Raw genomic sequence first — 17,184 nt, forward strand, 5'->3', positions numbered from 1 at the left:
AGCCAATAAGCTCGACGTATGGCAGAACGCGCATCGTGGTCGCTCGGCGCGGCCCTCCGCGGGGTCTTCGGCGCGAAGACCATCGACGAGGACACGTGGGACGACCTCGAGTCGGCGCTCATCCGGGCGGACTTCGGGCCGGCGGTGACCGAGGAGATCGTCGACGCGATCAGGTCGCAGGTCGAGCGGTACAACACCACCGATCCCCGCGACGTGCAGCGGATGCTGCGCGAGCTCATCGAGGAGCGGCTCTCGAAGTACGACCCCACGCTGAAGCTCACCGAGCGTCCCGCCGTCGTGCTCGTCGTGGGCGTGAACGGCGTCGGCAAGACGACGACGATCGGCAAGTTCGCCCGGTTCCTGAAGAGCTACGACCGCAGCGTCGTCGTCGGCGCGGCCGACACGTTCCGCGCGGCAGCCGTCGACCAGCTCGCGACGTGGGCCGCGCGCGCCGGGGTCGGGATCGTGCGTCCCGAGCGCGAGGGCCAGGACCCGGCATCCGTCGCCTTCCAGACCGTCGAGAAGGCCAAGCAGGACGGCACCGAGATCGTGATCATCGACACGGCCGGCCGCCTGCACACGAAGGGCGGGCTCATGGACGAGCTCGGCAAGATCAAGCGCGTCGTCGAGAAGCAGGCGCCGATCAGCGAGGTGCTGCTCGTGCTCGACGCGACCACCGGACAGAACGGCCTCGCGCAGGCCGAGGCGTTCCTCCTGCACGGAGGGGTCACGGGGCTCGTGCTCACGAAGCTCGACGGCAGCGCGAAGGGCGGGTTCGTGCTCGCGGTGCAGGAGAAGACCGGACTGCCGATCAAGCTGATCGGCCAGGGTGAGGGCATCGGCGACCTCACGGGGTTCACGCCGCATGTCTTCGCGCAGAAGCTCGTCGGGTAGGGAGGGAACGCATGGCGATCGAACACGACTACTTCGGGCTCATCGGCGACTACTGGTCTGAGCGCAAGGAGTACGGTGACCAGGACGTCGAGGTCGTGCTCGACGCCGACGCCGACGCGGTGTCGTCGGCGGCGCTCGATGCGGCGGCCACCATGGTCGGCGAGCTCGAGCTCATCGACGACGAGCTCCGGTCGGCGTTCGTCGGGCAGCTCGACTCCAGCAGCTCGCCGGTCGTCCGCTTCCTCGACGTCCTCCTCGACCCCGAGCTCGAGCAGGTCGAGGAGATCGAGGCGGCCATCGGTCGCGACTCCGGCGATCACCAGCTCGACGCCCTTCGCTCGATGACCCTCGTCCGCGTCGACCTGCATCCCGAGGCCGATGGGCAGGGCGAGAGCTTCGCCGAGTTCGAGTACGCCCTCGCCCCGGAGGACACGGACGAGCGGCTCATCGCCGCGATCGACCTCGAGCGCGAGATCGTGGACGTGCGGTTCGAGGGGTGACCCTGGGCCGCGCCGGGCGGGGCATCCGCCCTCGCCTACAATCGAAGGACCATGGCTACCTTCGGAAACCTGTCTGACCGCCTCGCCGAGACCTTCAAGAGCCTCCGCACCAAGGGCAAGCTGTCTGCGGCCGACGTCGACGGCACCGTTCGCGAGATCCGCCGGGCGCTGCTCGACGCCGACGTCTCGCTCGACGTGGTCAAGCAGTTCACGGCGCACGTGCGCGAGCGAGCCCTCGGCGACGAGGTCAACAAGGCCCTGAACCCGGCGCAGCAGGTCGTGCAGATCGTCAACGACGAGCTCGTCGCGATCCTCGGCGGCGAGCAGCGTCGCCTGCAGTTCGCGAAGAACCCGCCGACCGTCATCATGCTCGCCGGCCTCCAGGGCACGGGCAAGACGACGCTCGCGGGCAAGCTCGCGAAGTGGCTGGTGAAGGACGGCCATACGCCGATGCTCGTCGCCGCCGACCTCCAGCGCCCGAACGCGGTGAACCAGCTGCAGGTCGTGGGCGCACAGGCGGGCGTGCCCGTGTTCGCGCCCGAGCCGGGCAACGGCGTCGGCGACCCCGTGCGCGTCGCGAAGGACGCCGTGAAGCAGGCGGAGCGTGCCCAGCACGATGTGGTCATCATCGACACCGCGGGCCGCCTCGGCGTCGACGCCGAGATGATGAAGCAGGCCGCGGACATCCGCAAGGCGACGAACCCCGACGAGGTGCTGTTCGTCATCGACGCCATGATCGGCCAGGACGCCGTGACCACGGCGAAGGCCTTCCAGGACGGCGTCGATTTCACGGGCGTCGTGCTCTCGAAGCTCGACGGCGACGCGCGCGGCGGTGCGGCGCTCTCGGTGGCGTCCGTCACCGGACGCCCGATCATCTTCGCATCGACGGGTGAGGGCCTCGACGACTTCGAGCCCTTCCACCCCGACCGCATGGCGAGCCGCATCCTCGACCTCGGCGACATCCTCACCCTCATCGAGCAGGCCCAGGAGGCCTTCGACGAGGAGGAGGCGCTGAAGGTCGCCGAGAAGCTCGCGACCGAGCAGTTCACGCTCGAGGACTTCCTCGCGCAGATGCAGCAGCTCCGCGGGGCCGGCTCGATCAAGAAGATGCTCGGCATGCTGCCGGGTGCGGGCGGCATGAAGCAGCAGCTCGAGAACTTCGACGAGCGCGAGATCGTGCGCACAGAGGCGATCATCCAGTCGATGACGCCGCGCGAGCGCCGCAACCCCAGGCTCCTCAACGGCTCGCGGCGCCTGCGCATCGCGAAGGGGTCGGGCATGACCGTCACCGACGTGAACCAGCTCGTGCAGCGCTTCGAGCAGGCCGCGAAGATGATGAAGACCGTCGCCCGCGGCGGGATGCCGCAGATCCCCGGCATGGGCCCGATGCCCGGTGCCGGCGGCTACGGCGGCGGCAAGCGCCAGGCCGCCAAGGGCAAGAGGAAGGCATCGGGCTCGCGCTCGGGCAACCCCGCGAGGCGCGCGGCCGAGAACGCCGCGATCGCCTCGGGCGTGACGCCCGCCGGGCAGGGGTCGGCGCCCGCCGGCTCGGGCTTCGGCCTCGGCGCAGGCGGCGCGAAGGGCGCCCCGAGCGAGGAGGAGCTCGCCGCCATGCAGAAGTTCCTCGGGCGCTGACCGCGCTCACCCGGCGGGAAGGCGGGCCTCGATCTCGAGGAGACGGTCGATCTCGAGCGCCTGGGCCGTGGCGATCGCGCGTGCCCACCGCGTGACGGCCGGGTCGCCGGCTTCGGCGAGCCGAGCCTCGGCCATCTCCACGGCACCGCGGTGATGCGGGATCATCGCCTGCACGAACAGGCGGTCGAACGCCGCACCATCGAGCTCCGCGGCCCGGTCGATCGTCGAACTGCTGATCTCGCCGGCCATCCCCTCCGCGAGGTCGTGGCCGGTGCCCATATCGTCGCGCGAGTCGCGCCGCTCGAGCCACGTGCGCATGGCGTCGGCCTCGGCCTCCTGCACGAGCGCCATCCGTGCGGCGAGCTCGGCGACCTCGGGATCCCGGGCTCGCCCCGGCGCCAGCTCCGCCAGCTCGACGGCCTGCTCGTGGTGCACGACCATGGTGGCGACGAACGCGACATCCGCCGCCGTCGCCTCCGAGTCGACTGGATCGCCGGTCGGCGCGCCGGTGGCGCGCTCCGAGCCGTCAGGGGGCGAGGGTGTGACGAACGTCGCCGCGGTGCCCGTGCCGGGGTCGGCCGTGCAGCCGGCGCCGGCCACCGCGATCAGCAGTGCGACCGCGACGCGGGCAATTCGGGGGCCGCCGCCGCGCGCGCGCCGCGTCATGGCGCCGCCCGGCGCCGTCGTCGCCACGCGAGCGCGGCGTGGTATGCGAGCGCAAGGGCGAACGGGACGACGACGAGCAGCCACCACACGCCGCCCCCATCGCCACGGGCGCGCGAGGCATCCGGCGAGGAGGTCGGCGACGGCGCTGCGACCACGACGCTCGCGAGCGCCAGGCGCGGCGCGGAGACGTCGCCACGCGCGACCACGTCGTACCGTCCGGGCTCGAGCGGCCCCGGCAGGTTCGCCGGCGTCGGGGCGAGCGAGCCGTCGGCGGCGGCCGTGACCGTCGCCAGTACGGACTGGGTCGGCATCCACCAGATGTCGACGGTCTCGCCCGGCGTCAGCGAACCCGGCGGCAGCGACACCGTGACCTCCGCCGACTCGGCGGGCTCGATCGCGGCGGGGTCGACCGACAGTGTCTCGAGTGGGGCGCGCTCCTCCTCGGCGGTGGGCACCACCGGCGCCTCTCGCCACACCCATGCGTACGCGGGCTGCGTCTGCGGGTTCAGCCCCACGTCGTCGTAGCGGGCGGCATCCGCGAAGAGCGGATCGGTGAGGCGCAGCACCTCGAGTCCCTCGTACATGTCGCTCGCGTAGAGGTAGCCGTCGTAGTGGTACACCGCCCAGATCCCCGCCGTGTAGTCCATCGAGGTGCCGTACGACGGCCGATCGAACCAGGTGAGCTCCACGGGCGCCGCCGGGTCGGTGAGGTCGACCACCGAGACGCCGCCCTCGAGCCACGCCTGGGCGATGATGAACCGCCCGGGCACCGGCACGAGGCCGCCCGAGTGCGCGACGCACTTCTCGAGGTCCGACTGCGCGCGCGGCAGCTTGTACGTGCCCGCCTTCACGAGGGCGTCGGGCTGGATGAGCCACACCGCATCGGCGCCCCGGTCGGCACCGAACGCCGGGGAGCAGGTGTTGATGAACCCGTCGCCGAGCTCGTCCTGGAACACGATGCGGGTCGCGTCGTTGTCGAAGATGCCCGAGTGCCAGAACGTGACCGCCGGGTCCCGCACGCGCTGCAGCACCACGGGCGCCAGTGGGTCTGCGATCGACAGGAGCAGTCCGTCGCCGCGGCAGGCCGCGACGGCGAGCCCCTTCGCCGGATAGGCCGTGATGTCGTGGCATCCGGTGGTCGACCGGGTCTCCGCGCCGCCGGCGACCTGGTCCTCTGGCCCGAAGGCGCTCTCGTCGTCGAACAGGTCGAGCTCGCCGGCGATCGCCGCCTCCTCCGGGGCGCCGAGCGGCACCTCCACGATCTGCAGGGGGTTGCGTCCGGTGCAGTTCAGGGATGCCCCGCGGCTGTAGGCGTTGACGTATACGAACACGCGGTCCGTGCTCGCCGGGTCGGGCACCACCGTGTGGGTGTGCGAGCCGCATCGCGTGCGCACCGCGGCCGCGTAGCGCGGGGAGCGGGGGTCGCTGATGTCGAAGATGCGCAGCCCCTCCCAGTTCTCATCGGTCTCGGGCACGCGCGAGGCCTGGCAGGAGTCGTCGGACATCGTCTCGTCGATCGAGACGATGACCAGGTTGCCGACCGCGCTCACGTCGCCCTGCCCGCCGGGGCACGAGACCGCGCTCACGAGCTCGGGCGCCGCCGGGTCGGCGATGTCCCAGATCGAGAATCCCGCGTAGTTGCCCTGCACGAGGTAGTCGCCGGTGAAGGCGAGGTCGGAGTTGATGAAGTCGGCGTCGTCGCCCTGCCGGAACGGATTGTCGCGATGGGCGACCCACTCGAGGCCGGGCCCTATGGACGGCTCATGATCGGCAGGCGCGGCGGCGGCCGGAGGCGTCAGCACGACTGCGGCCAGGCCGATGGCCGCCACAACGATCGCGGCCGATCTCGCCCGCAGCACAGCGCGACCGGCCCGCATGCTCAGTCCAGCGGGTCGCCGTCGCGGCGCACCGGCGCATCGCCGACGAACGCGGTGAACGCCTCGCCGGCGAGCAGTTCGATCGGGCGCGGGCCGGTGTCGGCGTGCCGGATGATCTCGACAGCGGGCAGGGGTGAGGCGGATGCCGCGAGCACGACGTTGCCGAGACTCGCGTCCTCGACGACCGCGGGTGACGCGAGCGCGATCACCTCGGAGAGCGTGGAGCCGAGCGTGGCGGCGACCTCGCGGCTCATGGCGAGTCCCGCGGTGGCGAGCGTGTTGACCACGATCACCGCGTCGGGTGCGAGGAGCTGCACGAGCGCCTCGAAGAACTCCACGGTCGACATGTGGCGTGGCGAGATGCTGCCCGAGAACACGTCGACGATCGCGACGTCGTAGCCCCCCCGGGTGCGCGCTGCGCGCTCGACCGCCGCCCGGCCGTCGTCGAACTCGACGGTGAGCTCGACGTCGTCGTCGAGCGGCAGCACGCCCAGCACGAAGTCGAGGAGCTCGCGGTGCAGCTCCACCACGTGCTGCACCGAACCCGGCCGCGTGGCGGCGACGTACCGCGGGATGGTGAGCGCGCCCGCCCCGAGGTGCAGCACCCGAAGGGGCCGGCCGGCCTCGCGGCATCCGTCGACGACCGCGGCCATGAGCCGTGTGTACTCGAGCTGGAGGTCGAGCGGATCGAGCGGATTCACGTGCGATTGGGTGGTGCCCTCGACGACGAGCGAGTAGCCGCCGTGCGTGCCGCGCTCGGGCAGCAATCGCGCGCGCACCTGCTCGCCGTCGAGTTGGAGTCGGGGATCTCCCATGCGTTCCACACTAGGTCGGGGGTAGACCGCAGGCCAGACGCCGCGGCGACATCGGACTCATCGGGGTGGAGTTGCCCCGGGGACACGCCCGCCGCCTATGATGTGCGCCAAGGGCGTTGCATCCGATGGCGGGACGGGGTCCGCCGCAGGGTGCCGGGGGGATGGAGGCGCAGTGCGGGCGGTCCAGTCTGAGCAGGTCTCGGTCGGGTGGGACGACCGCGTGCTCGCGACGCACACCATTCCTCACTTCATGCAGTCGAGCACCTGGGAGGCGGTGCGGTCGGGCGGCCCGTGGCACGTCACACGTCGCGGCCTCGGCGTCGAGCGCGACTACCCGGCGCTGGTGTTCGAGCGCCTCGCCGAGGGATTCGGCATCCTCGAGCACCTGCCTCGCGTGAGCGGGCTCACGCCCGACGACGTACCGGCGTTGAGCGAGCGGATCCGCGCCGGTCGGGGCACGGCGTTCGCCACGAAGATCGAGGTGTGCCAGCCGCGCGACGAGATGCTCGTCGCCGCGTTCCAGGCGGACGGCTGGCTGCCCACCCGCGCGTCGCAGTACCGGCACACCGTTATCGTCGACACCGGCATGTCGGAGGAGGACATCCTCGCGGGCATGAAGAAGCGGGCGAGGGCCGAGATCCGTGCAGCCGAACGCAACGGCGTGGTCGTCGGCCGCGTCGAGCTCAGCGAGGCGAACCGTCGCAGCATGATCGAGCTCGTGCGCGAGACCGAGGAGCGCTCCGGGGCGTTCTTCCGCCGATCCGGCTACCTCGAGCGCGTGTGGACGACGTTCGTGCATGACGATCGCGGGCAGTTGTACTTCGCGTGGCACGAGGGGCGTGTGGTCGCGGGCGCATTCGTCGCGCGGTACGGAAGCAACGCCTGGTACAAGGACGGCGGCTCGCTGCGGGACCAGCCCCAGCTCATGGCGTCGCGCCTGCTGCAGTGGGGGATCATCTGCGATCTCGCCGAGATGGGCATCGAGCGCTATGAGCTCGGCCATGTGCCGCCGCCCGACGAGCCCGACGCGCCGGGGCAGGGCATCCTCACCTTCAAGGGCGCATTCGCGCAGGACGTGCTCGAGTACATGCCCGCGTTCCAGCTCTCGCACGAGGATCGCGCCGAGGCGTGGCGTCGGGGCGAGGGCGCGTTCCTCGCGGAGCACCTCGAGCGCACCGGCGACTACTGGTACTGAGCATCGCGTTGCGAACGCTTACAGCACGGTAAGTAGCGCGGATGCCCGACGCGCTACAGTGAACCGCGGCGGCAGCGGATGCCGCGACTCGACGACTGGAGCACGACGATGACCACCGGCTCGGCCGACTACCGCGACGCGGGCCTCGCCTTCCCCGAAGACTTCCTGTTCGGATCGGCGACGGCCTCGTACCAGATCGAGGGCGCCGTGCACGAGGACGGGCGCGGGCCCTCCATCTGGGACACGTTCAGCCACACGCCCGGCAAGGTGTGGGACGGCGACACGGGCGACTCCGCCTGCGACCACTACCACCGCTGGGAGGCAGACCTCGACCTCATGCGGGAGCTCGGCCTCGAGGCGTACCGCTTCTCCATCGCATGGCCGCGCGTCCAGCCCACCGGGCGCGGACCGGCCAACGAGGCCGGCCTCGCATTCTACGAGCGGCTCGTCGACGGGCTCATCGCCCGCGGCATCCGGCCCATCGCCACGCTCTACCACTGGGACCTCCCGCAGGCGCTCGAGGAGGAGGGCGGCTGGGCGAACCGCGCCACGGCCGAGGCGTTCGCCGACTACGCCCGCATCGTCGGTGAGCGCCTCGGCGACCGCATCGCCGTCTGGACCACGCTCAACGAGCCGTGGTGCAGCGCGTACCTCGGCTACGGCTCAGGCGCCCACGCGCCGGGGCTCATGGACGGCGCGAAGGCGCTCGCCGCGGTGCACCACCTGAACCTCGCGCACGGGCTCGCGATCGCCGCGCTCCGCGAGGTCGTCACGAACGACCCGGGCTACTCGATCACGCTCAACCTGCACGTCATCCGTCCGTCCGGCCCGACCGGTGCGGAGGCGGCGCGACGCATCGACGGCCTCGCCAATCGCGTGTTCCTCGGGCCGCTCCTGGACGGTGAGTATCCGGCCGACGTGATCGCAGACACCGCCGAGGTCACCGACTGGTCGTTCGTGAAGCCGGGCGACACCGAGCTCATCCGACAGCCGATCTCGCTGCTCGGCGTCAACTACTACTCGACCGTCACCATGCAGATGTGGGACGGCGTGTCGCCCCGCGCGCACGCCGACGGCCACAAGGACATGGGCGGCACGCCGTGGCCGGGCTCGGAGCACGTCGAGTTCCTCGAGCAGCCGGGTCCCTACACCGCCATGGGCTGGAACATCGACCCGTCGGGCCTCGAGGACCTGCTCATCGCACTGCACGAGGCCTACCCGTCGCTGCCGCTGATGGTCACCGAGAACGGCGCGGCCTTCGACGACGTCGTGACCGAGGAGACCGACGGCCCGGCCGTGCACGACGCCGACCGCGTCGACTACCTCCGCCGGCACTTCACCGCCGCGCACCGCGCCATGGGCCGCGGCGTCGACCTGCGCGGGTACCAGGTGTGGTCGTTGCTGGACAACTTCGAGTGGGGATACGGGTACTCCAAGCGCTTCGGCATCGTCCGCGTCGACTACGACACGCTCGAGCGCCTGCCCAAGGACAGCGCGAAGTGGTACGCGGAGCTCATCCGCACCAGGGCGATCCCGGCCTAGGTGCCGGGTGGTGCGGCATCCGGGAGCGGGGTCATGCCCTCCCGCAGCTCGCGCGCGAGATGGGCGACGACGGCCGTGAGGTCGCCGCCTGCCGCCTCGGCGACGCGCAACTGCCGCTGGTAGCTCGCGCCGCCCCCGAGGGTGGCGCGCACGAGCTGCAGTTCCGCCTGGCAGCCGAGCCGCTCCGCGACCGGCACCAGCGTCGTGAGGAGGTCGCTCAGGTCGTCGCCGACGAGCCGCTCGGTGCCGGCGACATCCGTGATGATCTCGGCGTCCATGCCGTAGCGCGCGGCGCGCCACTTGTTCTCGCGCACGTACCACGGCTGCAGCACGGTGAGGGTCTCGCCGCGGTCGAGGCGCTCGCTCATCCACTCGACGAGGCACTGCACCAGGGCGCCGATCGCCGCGATCTCCGCCGCCGTCGACACGCCGTCGCAGACGCGCACCTCGACCGTGCCCCAACGCGGCGACGGCCGGATGTCCCAGCGCACCTCGCTGTGGTCCTCGATCACCCCGGTGCGGACGAGGTCGTCGACGTACCGCTCGTAGGCGGGCCAGTCTGCGAGCGGGTAGGGCAGCCCCGCCGTGGGGAGCTGCTGGAACATCAGCGCGCGATTCGACGCGTAGCCCGTCTCGACGCCCGCCCAGAACGGGCTCGACGCCGACAGCGCCTGCAGGTGCGGCAGGTACGCCAGGAGCCCGTCGAGGATCGGCAGCGCCTTGTCGCGGTCCTCGATGCCCACGTGCACGTGCACGCCCCAGATCATCATGTTGCGCCCCCACCAGCGGGTGCGCTCGATGAGCTTGTGGTATCGCGGCTTGTCGGTGAGGTGCTGGTCGTACCACTGGCTGAACGGGTGCGAGCCACTGCAGACGAGCTCGTACTCGCCGAGCTCGTCGATCACCGCGCGCACCTCGGCGAGCTGGCCCTCGAGGTCCGCGACCGCGTCCGCCACCCGCTCGTGCACGCTGCTCACGAGCTCGACCGTGTTGGTGAGCAGCTCGGAGGTGATCCACGGGTGCTTCCCTCCCGCGCTGCGCTCGTCGAGCACCTCGAGCACCCGGTCGGCGACCGATGCGAGCTCGCCCGTGGCGCGGTCGACGATCGCGATCTCCCACTCGATCCCGACGGTGGAGCGCGCCGAGCGCGCGAACTCGATGTGCATGCCCGGATCACCTCCCGATCGACGGATGCGCCGACGTCGGCTCATCATGGCACGCGAGCACGGCGATTATCCTTCCGACGCGAAATCTGCAAGAATGGTCAGTCGAGTTCTGTACCGCCCGACCCTCTATCCGGCGCGCAGAGCCCCATTGAGCTTCCGCCGAGTGTGCACCCCACGCTCACGGCTGTCAGTTCGCTTACCTCACAACACTTCAGGAGAATTGTGGCTGTCAAGATCCGTCTCAAGCGCCTCGGCAAGATCCGTGCGCCGTACTACCGCATCGTCGTCGCCGACTCGCGCACCAAGCGCGACGGTCGCGTGATCGAGGAGATCGGCAAGTACCACCCCACCCAGAACCCCTCGTTCATCGAGGTCGACTCCGACCGCGCCCAGTACTGGCTCTCCGTCGGCGCCCAGCCGACCGAGCAGGTCACGGCGATCCTCAAGCTCACCGGCGACTGGGGCAGGTTCAAGGGCGACAAGGACGCGAAGTCCACCGTGCAGGTCGCGGCACCCAAGGCCGAGTTCGTCGCCGACGAGAAGAAGAAGCCGGTCCTCAAGCCGAAGTCGGAGAAGCCCGCGAAGGCCGAAGAGGCCCCCGCAGCCGACGAGACCGCGACGGACGAGGCGTAGGCCTTGCTCCAGTCCGCGCTCGAGCACCTCGTCAAGGGGATCGTCGATCACCCTGACGACGTGAAGGTCGTCTCCGCGTCGAGCGCACGCGGCGAGGTCCTCGAGGTTCACGTGAACCCCGAGGACCTCGGTCGCGTGATCGGCCGCGCCGGCCGCACCGCGAAGGCGCTCCGCACGCTCGTCACCGCACTCGCCGACGGCCGCCGCGTCCGCGTCGACGTCGTCGACACCGACGACTGACGTGGCCGGCGCACCCCGGACGCAACTGAGGGTCGGCCGCCTCACCAAGGCGCACGGCCTGAAGGGCGCCATCAAGCTCGAGCTCTACACCGACGACCCAGAGCGCCGCTTCGTGCCGGGCGCCGAGTTCTCGCTGCAGGTGCCCGAAGCGTCGCCATGGCACGGCAGGCACCTCACCCTCCGCGAGCTTCGCTGGTACAACGGGCATCCGGTCGGCTTCTTCCAGGGCATCGACGACCGCACCGCGGCAGAGGGCCTCGTGAAGGCCATCCTCTGGGTCGACCACGTCGACGAGGAGGCACCCGAGCCCGACGCGTGGTACGACCACCAGCTCGTCGGGCTCGCGGTGATCCGCGACGGCGAGAGGATCGGCGAGGTCACCCACGTCGACCACCTGCCGGCGCAGGACCTCCTCATCGTCAAGTCCCACGGCCGAGAGGTCATGGTGCCGTTCGTCGCCGCCATCGTGCCCGAGGTCGATCTCGCCGCCGGCACGATCACCGTGACCCCGCCGTCCGGGCTCTTCGAGGAGCTCCCCGACGACGCCGCCGGCGAGGAGCCCGCGGCATCCGATCGCACCGACGACGCCGCCGAGTAGGGTCGGCGTCATGCGGATCGACATCGTCACGATCTTCCCCGAGTTCTTCTCGGTGCTCGACCTGTCGCTCCTCGGCAAGGCGCGCCAGTCGGGCCTCATCGAGGTCCGCACGCACGACCTGCGCGACCACACCCACGACCGCCATCGCACCGTCGACGACACGCCCTACGGGGGCGGCGCCGGCATGGTCATGAAGCCCGAGCCGTGGGGCGAGGCGCTCGACGCGATCGTCGGCGACGGGGCATCCGACGGGCTGCTCGTGGTGCCGTCGCCCGCCGGCGAGCCGTTCACGCAGGCGACCGCCCGTGAGCTCGCCGCCGAGGAGCACCTCGTGTTCGCCTGCGGGCGCTACGAGGGCATCGACCAACGCGTCGTCGATCACTACGCCGAGCGGATGCGGGTGCGCCTCATCAGCCTCGGCGACTACGTGCTGAACGGTGGCGAGGTGGCCGTCATGGCCATGATCGAGGCAGCGGGCCGGCTCGTGCCCGGCGTGGTCGGCAACCCCGAGAGCCTCGTCGAGGAGTCCCACGAGGACGGACTGCTCGAGTACCCCAGCTACACGAAGCCCGCCACCTGGCGCGGGCTCGACGTGCCGCCCGTGCTGCTCTCCGGCAACCACGGCGCGATCGCCGCGTGGCGGCATGAGCAGCAGGTCGAGCGCACGCGCCTGGTGCGCCCCGAACTCCTCGACGGTTGACCCGGCGACGCGGGCGCGCGGGCCTCGCGGGCGGGCGTGAGCCAGTCTTCACGTCCCGGAAACATGCGGGTGCCGTTCGCGAAACACGCCGTGCATAGCGTCGAAACCGGCGGGCGAGACGGGATTCCGCCGGAGAGCGCGGGGTTCGGAGATGGTCGGGATGAGCAGGGCCGGCCTCCCGGCGGAAGGACCCGGCTCGCACCCGCTCCGGCTCGTCGCCGTGACGCATGGCGCCCCGTCCGCGGCGAACCGCGAAGCGGTGATCCGGCTCGTCGACGCCGTCGCCTCGGAGCGGCCTGACCTCGACGTGTCGATCAGCTTCGTCGACGCGAGCAACGCCGACGTGGCCGCCGCCCTCGCCGCCGATGCTGAGGCCGACGCGGTCATCGTGCCGCTCGTGCTCTCGGCCGGCTTCCACGTGCGCACCGGCCTCTCGCTCGGGCTCGACCGCATCGGCGGGGGAGCCCAGCTCGCCGCCGAGCTCGGTCCAGACGATCGCATCGTCGCCGTGCTCGCGGAGCGGCTCGGCGCCCTCGGGCTCGCCGACGACGACGCCGTGCTGCTCGCGGCAGCCGGATCGAACGACCCGCGCGCCGTCCGGGAGTGCTTCGAGACCGCGCGTCGCCTCGGTCAGCGGCTGGGTCGTCCGGTGACCGTGGGGTTCATCGCCGCGGCGATCCCGCGACTGCCCGACGCCATCGAGATGATCCGCGAGGTGCACCCCGGATCACGAGTCGTCGTCGGCCCCTACCTGCTCGCACCCGGGACGTTCTACGACGCGGCGACCGGTGCGGGTGGCGACCTCATCGCCGATCCGCTGCTCCTGCCCGACCGTCCCGCCCCGCGTGAGCTCGTCGAGCTCGTGCTGGAGCGCTACGCCGACGTGGACGCCGACCGGTGGGAGCGGGCATGACCCAGCGCCCGGGGCTGCCGTAGGGTCGCCGTGCCGCCCGCCGCGTGACGGAGCCCCGCTCACCGCCTGAGCGGTGCGGGCGCGCTCACGCCGTGAGGCTGGGCGTCCCGTCGGCCTCGGCCGCACGTGCGAGCACGTCGGCGATCCGGCCCTTGCATCCGCCGCAGCCCGTGCCGGCACGCGTGTCGCGACCGACGCACTCGACCGTGGTGTTGCCGCACGCCGCGGACTCCTCGATCCGCCCGACGGTCACGCCGTTGCACCAGCACACCGTGGTCGCCGGCGCGAACGCGTCGGCGTCGGCGCTCGGGTCGTAGTCGGGGCCGTCGAACCGGAGCAGGAGCGAGCGGTCGGCGGGCAGTTCGCTGCGCCGCTCGAACAGGAGCGTGAGCTCGGCGGCGGTGCGCGGCATCCCGACGCTCACGAAGCCTGTCAGGGTGCCGTCCTCGGTCACCATCTTCACGTAGCGGAGATGCTCGGGGTCGGCCCACTGGGAGACGCGACGGCGCGGATGCAGCGTGTCGTCGTCCCACGGGTCGGCGGTGATCTCGCCGACGGCGACCACGTCGATGTGCTCGGCCTTCAGCATCACGATGGGGTCGCGCTCGGCCGGCGCCGCGGCATCAGTTGCCCGGCCCTCCGCCTCGGCCGCGAACTCGCCGGCGAGCCAGGCGGCCTGCCGCCAGCCCGGGCCGATGAGGCCCGACGGTGCGCCCGGCAGCACGCGCTGGCCGGCGAGCTCCTCGGTGCGCTCGACGACCTGGGCGCAGTCGCCGATCGCGTACACGTGCGGGTCGCTCCACGACTGCAGCCGCGGGTTCACCACGATCCCGACGCCGGTGCGCAGGCCAGCGAGGGTGGCGAGCTCGTTGCGGGGACTGACGCCGCACGAGAGCACGAGCAGGTCACCGCGCAACTGCTTGCCGTCGGCGGTCACGAGCATGTCGAAGCGGCGGCGGCCGTCGTCGTCGGTGCGGAACGCGACCGCCTCGGCGCGGCTGTGCGCGATGACGGTGATGCCGGTCCGACGGAGCGCCGAGCGCAACACCTGCCCACCTCCGCGGTCGAGGTTGCGGGGCATAGGATGCGGGCCGTGGTGCACCACGCAGACCTGCGCGCCCGCATGGGCGGCGGCCAGCGCGAGCTCGAGCCCGAGCACGCCCGCCCCGAGCACGACGATGCGGCGCCGACCGCGCACGGCGTCGAGCACCCGCTCGGCGTCGGCGAGGTCGCGCAGCGCGGTGATGCCCTCGGGCAGCTCGTCGTCGCGCGCCACCAGGTGGCGCGCGTACTTCTCGAGCGACGACAGGTCGCGCCGATGGCGCTCGACGCCGTCGAGCGTGGGCACGTTCGCGCGCGACCCCGTGGCGAGGACGAGCCGGTCGTAGCCGAGCTCCTCGCCGTTGCTCAGCCGAACCGTCCGCGCGGCACGGTCGATCGAGGTCGCCGCGACGCCGAGGAGCACGCGGGCCCCAGCCTCCTCGGCCATCGCGCGGTCGCCGACGATCATCGCGTCGAGGTCGGTGTTGCCCACCGCGTACTCGGCCACGAGCACGCGGTTGTAGGCCTCCACGTCCTCGCCCGCGACGATCGTGAGCTCCACGGCACCGCTCCGCACCGAGGGCAGCAGCTCCTCGACGAATCGGGCGCCGACGGGTCCGTAGCCGACGAGGACGATCCTGAGTGCGCTCATGCGATGGCTCCGGCTTCCGTGAGGCGCGTGACGCGCACGACGTTGGTCTTGAACTCGGGCATCGCCGAGATCGGGTCGACGGCGTCGGAGGTGAGGAGGTTCGCGGCCTGCTCGTCGCCGTAGTGGAACGGGAGGAACACGGCGTCGGGTCGGATGTCGGGCGTCAGCCGTGCACGGCAACGCACACTGCCACGGCGGTTCCCCAGCTCGAGGGCGTCGCCGTCGGCGATGCCGAGCCGCTCGGCCGTCGCCGGATGGATCGAGGCGAGCGCCTCGGGCTGCGCCTCGAGGAGCTCCGGAACGCGACGGGTCTGCGCGCCGCTCTGGTAGTGCTCGAGGAGGCGTCCTGTGACGAGCGTGAGCTCGCCGTCGGCGGGCCGCGGGCGAGCGGACTCCCGCACCGAGACCGCTACGAGTCGCGCGAGTCCGTCGGGGTGCGCGAACCGGTCGGCGAAGAGACGCGGCGTGCCGGCGCTGCCGCGCGGGTACGGCCAGTAGGCGGCCTCGCCCCGGTCGAGCATCGCGTAGTCGATGCCGGAGTAGTCGGCGATGCCGCCTTCCGACGCGAGCCGCAGCTCCTCGAAGACGAGTTCGGGGTCGGTGTCGAACGCGGCGGTGCACTCGAGTCGCCGTGCCAGCTCCGCGAGGATCCAGAGCTCGTCGCGCACGCCGTCGGGCGGCGTGATCGCGCGACGGCGACGGATGACGCGGCCCTCGAGGTTGGTCATCGTGCCCTCCTCCTCGGCCCACTGCGTGATCGGAAGGACGACGTCCGCGACGGCCGCGGTCTCGGAGAGGAAGAAGTCGCACACGACGAGCAGGTCGAGCGCGGCGATGCCGGCGCGCACGGCGTCGACGTTCGGGGAGGACACGACGAGGTTCGACCCGTGCACGAGCAGCGCACGCACGCCGTCGGGGCGTCCGAGCGACTGCAGCAGCTCCACCGCGGGCACGCCTGGGCCCGGGATCGCGTCGGGCTCGACGCCCCAGACGCCGGCGACGTGGGCGCGCGCCTCGGGATCGACGATCTTGCGGTAGCCGGGCAGCTGGTCGCACTTCTGGCCGTGCTCGCGCCCGCCCTGCCCGTTCCCCTGGCCGGTCAGCGTGCCGTAGCCGCTGCCGGGGCGGCCGGGCAGGCCGAGCAGCAGGGCGAGGTTGATCGCCGCGGTCGCCGTGTCGGTGCCGTCGACGTGCTGCTCGACGCCACGGCCGGTGAGGATGTAGGTGCCCTCGCCCGAGGCGAGCCGCCGCGCGAGTCTCCGCAAGGTGAGGGCGGCGACGCCCGTGACCGACTGCACCCGCTCGGGCCACCAGGAGGCGACGCTGCGGCGTACCGACTCGAACCCGACGGTGCGTGCGGCGACGTAGTCGGCGTCGATGAGGCGCTCTGCGATCACGATGTGGGTGAGGCCGAGCAGCAGCGCGAGGTCGGTGCCCGGCGCCGGCTGGACATGCATCCCGCGTCCCTCTTCGGTGAGCCGTGCCGTGGCGGTACGCCGCGGGTCCACCACGACGAGCCCGCCTGCCGCCTGGGCGCCGGCGAGGTGGCCCATGAACGGAGGCATCGTCTCGGCGACGTTCGTGCCGAGGAGCAGGACGGTGGATGCCCCGCCGAGGTCCTCGAGCGGGAACGGCAGTCCCCGGTCGACGCCGAAGGCGCGGTTGCCGGCCGCGGCGGCCGACGACATGCAGTACCGCCCGTTGTAGTCGATGCGGCTCGTGCCGAGGGCGAGTCGCGCGAACTTCCCGAGCAGGTACGCCTTCTCGTTCGTGAGCCCTCCGCCGCCGAACACCCCGACCGCGTCGGCGCCGTGTGCTGCACGGATGCCGCGCAGCGACGCCGCGACGAGATCGAGCGCCTCGTCCCAGCTCGCCTCGTGGAACGCGCCGTCGGCGCCCCGCACGAGCGGGGCGCCGAGGCGTGAGGGGGCGCGGAGCAGCTCCGCCGACGTCCAGCCCTTCTTGCATAGCCCGCCGCGATTCGTGGGGAAGTCGCGGCCGGCGACCGTCACGGGCGGGGTCGCGGCGTCCGCGGCATCCGTCGGCGTGAGGGTCATCGCGCACTGCAGGGCGCAGTACGGGCAGTGCGTGGGGGCGGGACCGGTCATCTGATCTCG

At 71.8% G+C, this 17,184-nt stretch carries 16 protein-coding genes; 10 read left to right on the plus strand and 6 right to left on the minus strand.

What is annotated here, in order from left to right:
* Positions 1–18: 18 nt before the first annotated feature.
* The 3 genes from ftsY to ffh are packed head-to-tail and all read left to right on the plus strand — an operon-like array spanning position 19 to position 3,029.
* Entirely contained in the window at positions 19–894 is an 876-nt protein-coding gene (gene ftsY, locus ASG80_RS05680) for a signal recognition particle-docking protein FtsY (protein WP_056729215.1), read from the plus strand.
* A gap of 11 nt (positions 895–905) precedes the next feature.
* Positions 906–1,394, plus strand: coding sequence for a DUF2004 domain-containing protein (locus tag ASG80_RS05685; RefSeq protein ID WP_056729216.1), 489 nt, complete (start codon positions 906–908; stop codon positions 1,392–1,394).
* Between the two features lie 51 nt (positions 1,395–1,445).
* Entirely contained in the window at positions 1,446–3,029 is a 1,584-nt protein-coding gene (gene ffh, locus ASG80_RS05690) for a signal recognition particle protein (RefSeq protein ID WP_056729217.1), read from the plus strand.
* A 6-nt stretch (positions 3,030–3,035) separates the two neighbouring features.
* On the opposite strand, the gene ASG80_RS05695 is transcribed toward ffh, so the two are convergent.
* Genes ASG80_RS05695 through ASG80_RS23880 form a run of 3 tightly spaced genes read right to left on the minus strand, consistent with a single transcriptional unit; the run spans position 3,036 to position 6,387 of the window.
* Positions 3,036–3,695, minus strand: coding sequence for a DUF305 domain-containing protein (locus ASG80_RS05695; protein WP_156401677.1), 660 nt, complete (start codon positions 3,693–3,695; stop codon positions 3,036–3,038).
* On the minus strand, positions 3,692–5,572 hold the full coding sequence (locus ASG80_RS23425; protein WP_056729219.1) for an LVIVD repeat-containing protein: 1,881 nt from the start codon (positions 5,570–5,572) through the stop codon (positions 3,692–3,694). Before ASG80_RS23425 ends, ASG80_RS05695 begins: the two co-directional genes overlap by 4 nt.
* A 2-nt stretch (positions 5,573–5,574) precedes the next feature.
* Entirely contained in the window at positions 5,575–6,387 is an 813-nt protein-coding gene (locus tag ASG80_RS23880) for a spermidine synthase (protein ID WP_056729220.1), read from the minus strand.
* A 172-nt stretch (positions 6,388–6,559) separates the two neighbouring features.
* Between ASG80_RS23880 and ASG80_RS05710 the strand changes: the two genes are divergently transcribed.
* Together ASG80_RS05710 and ASG80_RS05715 are read left to right on the plus strand one after the other, a co-directional pair.
* Complete coding sequence (locus tag ASG80_RS05710; RefSeq protein WP_056729221.1) at positions 6,560–7,582, plus strand: peptidoglycan bridge formation glycyltransferase FemA/FemB family protein; 1,023 nt, start codon at positions 6,560–6,562, stop codon at positions 7,580–7,582.
* A 78-nt stretch (positions 7,583–7,660) separates the two neighbouring features.
* On the plus strand, positions 7,661–9,124 hold the full coding sequence (locus tag ASG80_RS05715) for a GH1 family beta-glucosidase (protein WP_082589802.1): 1,464 nt from the start codon (positions 7,661–7,663) through the stop codon (positions 9,122–9,124).
* Here ASG80_RS05715 and ASG80_RS05720 read toward each other — a convergent pair.
* Positions 9,121–10,290, minus strand: a complete 1,170-nt coding sequence (locus tag ASG80_RS05720; RefSeq protein ID WP_056729321.1) for a glutamate--cysteine ligase — start codon at positions 10,288–10,290, stop codon at positions 9,121–9,123. The genes ASG80_RS05715 and ASG80_RS05720 overlap by 4 nt on opposite strands.
* A 222-nt stretch (positions 10,291–10,512) precedes the next feature.
* Here ASG80_RS05720 and rpsP point away from each other — a divergent pair, with 222 nt between their 5' ends.
* From rpsP to ASG80_RS05745, 5 genes are all read left to right on the plus strand, one after another.
* Positions 10,513–10,923, plus strand: a complete 411-nt coding sequence (rpsP, locus tag ASG80_RS05725; protein ID WP_056729222.1) for a 30S ribosomal protein S16 — start codon at positions 10,513–10,515, stop codon at positions 10,921–10,923.
* Between the two features lie 3 nt (positions 10,924–10,926).
* The gene (locus ASG80_RS05730; protein ID WP_056651189.1) at positions 10,927–11,163 is read left to right on the plus strand and encodes an RNA-binding protein; all 237 of its coding nucleotides are present in this window, start codon (positions 10,927–10,929) and stop codon (positions 11,161–11,163) included.
* 1 nt (position 11,164) lies between these two features.
* Entirely contained in the window at positions 11,165–11,761 is a 597-nt protein-coding gene (gene rimM / locus ASG80_RS05735) for a ribosome maturation factor RimM (protein ID WP_056729223.1), read from the plus strand.
* Positions 11,762–11,771: 10 nt separating this feature from the next.
* Entirely contained in the window at positions 11,772–12,461 is a 690-nt protein-coding gene (trmD, locus tag ASG80_RS05740) for a tRNA (guanosine(37)-N1)-methyltransferase TrmD (protein ID WP_056729224.1), read from the plus strand.
* 160 nt (positions 12,462–12,621) lie between these two features.
* Positions 12,622–13,374 (plus strand): sirohydrochlorin chelatase, encoded by a 753-nt coding sequence (locus ASG80_RS05745; protein WP_056729322.1) that lies wholly within the window; start codon positions 12,622–12,624, stop codon positions 13,372–13,374.
* Positions 13,375–13,459: 85 nt separating this feature from the next.
* On the opposite strand, the gene ASG80_RS05750 is transcribed toward ASG80_RS05745, so the two are convergent.
* Positions 13,460–15,067, minus strand: coding sequence for an FAD-dependent oxidoreductase (locus ASG80_RS05750; protein ID WP_056729225.1), 1,608 nt, complete (start codon positions 15,065–15,067; stop codon positions 13,460–13,462).
* Entirely contained in the window at positions 15,064–17,175 is a 2,112-nt protein-coding gene (locus ASG80_RS05755) for a molybdopterin oxidoreductase family protein (protein WP_056729226.1), read from the minus strand. The genes ASG80_RS05750 and ASG80_RS05755 overlap by 4 nt, the downstream gene beginning before the upstream one ends.
* Positions 17,176–17,184 lie beyond the last annotated feature (9 nt).

The organism is Agromyces sp. Soil535, assembly GCF_001428255.1.
Taxonomy (GTDB): Bacteria; Actinomycetota; Actinomycetes; order Actinomycetales; family Microbacteriaceae; genus Agromyces.

Excerpts from the sequence above, each read along its gene's own strand:
- ffh (WP_056729217.1), top strand. The coding sequence starts at position 1,446 with ATGGCTACCTTCGGAAACCTGTCTGACCGCCTCGCCGAGACCTTCAAG.
- ASG80_RS05685 (WP_056729216.1), top strand. The coding sequence starts at position 906 with ATGGCGATCGAACACGACTACTTCGGGCTCATCGGCGACTACTGGTCT.
- ASG80_RS23880 (WP_056729220.1), bottom strand. The coding sequence starts at position 6,387 with ATGGGAGATCCCCGACTCCAACTCGACGGCGAGCAGGTGCGCGCGCGA.
- ASG80_RS05720 (WP_056729321.1), bottom strand. The coding sequence starts at position 10,290 with ATGCACATCGAGTTCGCGCGCTCGGCGCGCTCCACCGTCGGGATCGAG.
- ASG80_RS05755 (WP_056729226.1), bottom strand. The coding sequence starts at position 17,175 with ATGACCGGTCCCGCCCCCACGCACTGCCCGTACTGCGCCCTGCAGTGC.
- ASG80_RS05695 (WP_156401677.1), bottom strand. The coding sequence starts at position 3,695 with ATGACGCGGCGCGCGCGCGGCGGCGGCCCCCGAATTGCCCGCGTCGCG.
- ASG80_RS05715 (WP_082589802.1), top strand. The coding sequence starts at position 7,661 with ATGCCGCGACTCGACGACTGGAGCACGACGATGACCACCGGCTCGGCC.
- ASG80_RS23425 (WP_056729219.1), bottom strand. The coding sequence starts at position 5,572 with ATGCGGGCCGGTCGCGCTGTGCTGCGGGCGAGATCGGCCGCGATCGTT.
- ASG80_RS05750 (WP_056729225.1), bottom strand. The coding sequence starts at position 15,067 with ATGAGCGCACTCAGGATCGTCCTCGTCGGCTACGGACCCGTCGGCGCC.
- ftsY (WP_056729215.1), top strand. The coding sequence starts at position 19 with ATGGCAGAACGCGCATCGTGGTCGCTCGGCGCGGCCCTCCGCGGGGTC.
- ASG80_RS05745 (WP_056729322.1), top strand. The coding sequence starts at position 12,622 with ATGAGCAGGGCCGGCCTCCCGGCGGAAGGACCCGGCTCGCACCCGCTC.
- trmD (WP_056729224.1), top strand. The coding sequence starts at position 11,772 with ATGCGGATCGACATCGTCACGATCTTCCCCGAGTTCTTCTCGGTGCTC.